Source organism: Candidatus Venteria ishoeyi, from assembly GCF_030378065.1.
Classification (GTDB): domain Bacteria; phylum Pseudomonadota; class Gammaproteobacteria; order Beggiatoales; family Beggiatoaceae; genus Venteria; species Venteria ishoeyi.
The window spans coordinates 1-4,216 of record NZ_JAUCGJ010000095.1 but is presented as its reverse complement, the minus strand read 5'-3'; the positions used below and the strand labels follow the sequence as shown (position 1 = coordinate 4,216).

2 protein-coding genes are annotated in these 4,216 nt (G+C 37.7%); both read left to right on the top strand.

What is annotated here, in order from left to right; genetic code table 11:
- Positions 1-86 precede the first annotated feature (86 nt).
- The gene (locus QUF61_RS17970) at positions 87-2,885 is read left to right on the top strand and encodes a DEAD/DEAH box helicase family protein (protein ID WP_289682929.1); all 2,799 of its coding nucleotides are present in this window, start codon (positions 87-89) and stop codon (positions 2,883-2,885) included.
- Position 2,886: 1 nt separating this feature from the next.
- A complete protein-coding gene (locus tag QUF61_RS17965) occupies positions 2,887-3,999 on the top strand; it encodes a hypothetical protein (RefSeq protein ID WP_289682928.1) in 1,113 nt (370 codons plus the stop codon).
- Positions 4,000-4,216: the final 217 nt, after the last annotated feature.

Sequence of the window (4,216 nt, the reverse complement as noted above, 5' to 3'; positions counted from 1 at the left end):
TAAGTAATTGAATCAAATAGTAATATTATATGGAATATTAATTGCTTTTATTGCATGATATTGTTAACTTAAATATGGAGAAGATAATGGCTCTATTACATTACGCCAATCTGACAGAAAACGTTTCCCGGCCAGATATTTTAATGAGCATGACCGTTTTTGGTTTGGGTGATTTTCACAGTTATCTGGAGCGGTTTAAGAAATACTTGGAAAGTGATGCCGCTGTATTGCGTATAGCTTGGCAAACCAGTCCACCACGTTATGTTGCGAAGTGGAAAGCAAATAGCGGTAAACCTGGAGAAAAAGGCTATTGGGTCAGCTTGAAAGTTAAAGATAGCGAAAAACCAGATGCTATTACAAAAATGTTTTTGGATGGCAATCAGAAAATTGTTTATCAAGCAAATACTATTGAAGCACCTTCGGAGAAAATAGATGAATTAAAGATTTTGCAGCGAGATGAGAAACAACTTCGCCTTTGTCTGGAACGTAAACCAAAAAAAGAATATTTATTACTGAAAGAAAAAGGTTGCTGGATCAATTTAGTTGAACCTGATGATCGCCCTGATCTGCCAGAGTCGGTATTTCAGTTATTTTTGGATGACAATACCGATAAAGTATATCAAGCTGAAGCTCGTGATCCAGAGGGGCAAGATAAAAAACATTGTTGGTCTTTTGATAGAAAAAATGAAATAAGCATATTGGATCGTGATCCACTACGTAATGCCTTGTTGTTGGGAAATAAACCGGATGAAAATAAGCAATGGTTATTATTGCGCCCTAATACTTACCAGATACAAAAACAGTTGGAAGCTATCCGAAATCTACAAAATGCCCCTCAACTGGAACATCGCCCTTTATTACGATTATTTGAAGATGCCGAACATATTGGATGGTCAGTTCCAGAAAAAAATACCATACAAGATTGGAAACTGCTCACTGATTCACAACGCCCCGGTACTGATAGTCAGCGTGAATTTGTAGAAACTGCACTGAATACACCTGATTTTGCTTTTCTTGAAGGTCCGCCAGGTTCTGGTAAAACGACTACCATTTGTGAGTTGATATTACAACTGATTGCTCAGGATAAACGGGTATTATTGTGCGCTTCCACTCATGTGGCAGTAGATAATGTATTAGAGCGTTTAATGGTTGATGACAACCCTTATCGTGATCAAGTAATTCCTGTACGAATTGGAGAGAAAAAAAACCTTTCGGATTTGGTACGACCTTATCAATATGAAAAGCTATTGTATACTGAAAAAAAACGGTTGACTGAGTTTTTATTAAAACAAAATCCACGTAACAAAGCACAACAGCAACTATTGGGTGCGTTAAACGGTGAAGACAACAGCACAATTACAAAAATCATTTTAGATAGTGCTAATCTTGTTTGTGGTACAACTTTAGGTATATTGCAACATCCTGACATAAAGGGGAAAAGAGAAGTTACCCCAGTATTTGATGTATTGATTGTGGATGAATCCAGTAAAACCTTATTTCAGGAGTTTTTAGTGCCTGCTTTATGGGCAAAACGGTGGATTTTAGTAGGTGATCCACGCCAATTATCGCCTTATGTCGATGATGAAGCGATGGCAGAAAACATAGAATCTACACTACCTGATCCGGTATCTCGGGATGCTTGTTTAGATGTATTTCAGATGATGCAATCTCCTAAGAATGGGGCAACATTGGTTGCAAGTAAAGAACCCAAAGTATTGAAAGCTTATCAAAACCAAGCTGAAGCATATAAAGGTAAAGTTTTGTTTGGTAATACACAATCAGATGAACTGACCTTAAATTCTGCTTCCATTATTGCAGATACCCCAGAAAACCTGCTGAAAAGAGAACTATCATTGCCATTGGATATCGCAAATTTACGAGGGGATACATCCAGTTTATCTACACTCAATCGGAGATTTATTGCCTGGCACAAACGCTGTGGCTTAAATAATCAAGAGGATAAGACCTGGGGTGGAGAAATTGCCTGGCGTTTGGCACGACAATATGAAAATCGTCAAAGCCAAAGCAAGCAAGTTGAACGTTTAAATACACAAGTTCAAGATTTGTTACCTGCCAATAAAAAAGAGCAAGTGCAACGAGGTATTGAGCGTATTCGCCGTGTTGCTTTGCCCTCAGTATTGGAATCATTACAAACTGGATTTGAGCGATGTGAAGGACAGAAAAAAGGTACAGCATTAACTGATGGTTTACCAGAATACATATTAAAACAACGCCATGTTTTACTGGAATACCAACATCGAATGCATCCAGAAATTGCTGATTATTCCCGTGAGCATATTTATCATGGACAGGCATTAAACCATCCAGAAGATATGGCAGAACGCCGAACTTGGTCATATTCCCGTTATGCAAAACGGGCTATCTGGTTGGATGTAAAACCAGATAGAGATGATAAAGGCAATAGCAATCGTAAAGAAGCAATGGAAATTATTACGGAAATAAAAAAATTTCATGAATGGGTTAAGTCTAACCCACATCCAGAGGGAAAAATTTGGACAGTGGCTGTCTTGAGTTTTTACCGAGGGCAGGAAAAATTATTGCGTGGTGAGTTACGTAAGTTGACCAAACAAAATCAGGGATTTCAGCATTTTTATTTGGGTAACAAACAAAAAAAGGACATAAATATTGATGTTTGTACGGTAGATCGCTTTCAGGGGCATGAAGCCGATTTTGTATTGTTATCTTTTGTAAAAAATTATCCCACCGTATTTTTAGGTAGTCCAAATCGACTTAATGTAGCAGTAACACGCGCCCGTTATCAAATTGTATTGGTTGGCAATCGACAACGCTTGATAAATGATCGTTATCCTGAACTCAAGGCATTAGCGGAATCTGTACCTACTACATCAACCTGGGAGAAATAACATGGAATTGGTATTAAAACGTCAATTAAAGATTGAACGTTATCGTGTAATTGCAGAAATAGAAAAGGCACAGAAGCGGGATGAGATTCATGCAGTATTGTTATTGGCACAAGAACCATCTGGCATTTCTGCAAAAGCGATTGCTGAAAATTTGTTGGGAGGCAGACCGGAAACCGTTGGTAAACGGTGGTTAAAGGTATGTGAGTCTTATAATTTAATTGAATACAATAAAAAATTTAAAAATTATGTACTTACTGATACAGGAAAAGAGTCGTTAAACCAGAAAAAGGTATTTCCCCCTGAACAGGGTACTTGGGACATCTGGATGACTGATGATCCATTATGGTTAGGAAAGTTGGTGAAAATTGAACCTCATGAGGAATCATATGCATTCTTAGAAAAAAAAGATAAGGAAAAATTGAATAAACGGGGAAAAGCGATGAAACCATTACCTACTTGGATTCAAGAAAGCTTAATACAACAAAAATCAGTAACATCATTGCTAGATGCAAAAGAAGACTATCGTTTTGGCAATTTAAAAGGAAAAGCTGAAAAAGTAGACGAAATTGAATTTGATATTTCCCTGATACTCACTATACCAGAACGGGGTAAAACAAGTCTGGTGTTTTATAAAGGTAAAAAACCATATCATCATCTTGCACCAGAGATTAAATTTTCTGATATTTGGCAACAATTGCTCTTGCAAAGAAATTTATTGGAAAGCTGGGATAAAAATGAGAATCAGCAAGTATTACGAGTTACCAATGATTCACTTAAGCCACAAGAACAGGCAAGTTTTCTTAAAGAGTATACTTTTTCTGATCCTAATCTTGAAGGATTTGGCAGTTTTGAACAAACCACCGTTGAAAATGTCCCGATTGCTCCGGTGAGTCAAAATGATGCAGATGATTGGGGGTTAGAGTTATTGTTGCAGGAAATTAATCGTTATGCAGTGCAAGGTGAATTTAGAAAAATGAAAAATATAATAAGACCTAAATTCCCTGATTTTACGCTTAATTTACCAGAACAATCGGAATTAGCGCAAACATTACGTGACATTGAGCTTCATAAGAAACACTGGTATTTACAAGCCCCATTAGACTGGAACATTTAAGGAGTTTTTATCATGAATAATTATTGGCAAAAAAGTTTTGAACAAAAATTGGATTTACGGTAACCATTCAGACCCCCTCCACCTGAGCGGCAGGCAAAGCCGGAGCGCTTCTCCCTGCCCGCCGCTCTCCAATAACCTTTTCCAGATAACGCCAAGGAGAAACATCTCGCTTACGGCAGGTATCAATCACCGATGCCAACACCGCAAACACGCGAGT

Excerpts from the sequence above, each read along its gene's own strand:
- QUF61_RS17970 (WP_289682929.1), top strand. The coding sequence starts at position 87 with ATGGCTCTATTACATTACGCCAATCTGACAGAAAACGTTTCCCGGCCA.
- QUF61_RS17965 (WP_289682928.1), top strand. The coding sequence starts at position 2,887 with ATGGAATTGGTATTAAAACGTCAATTAAAGATTGAACGTTATCGTGTA.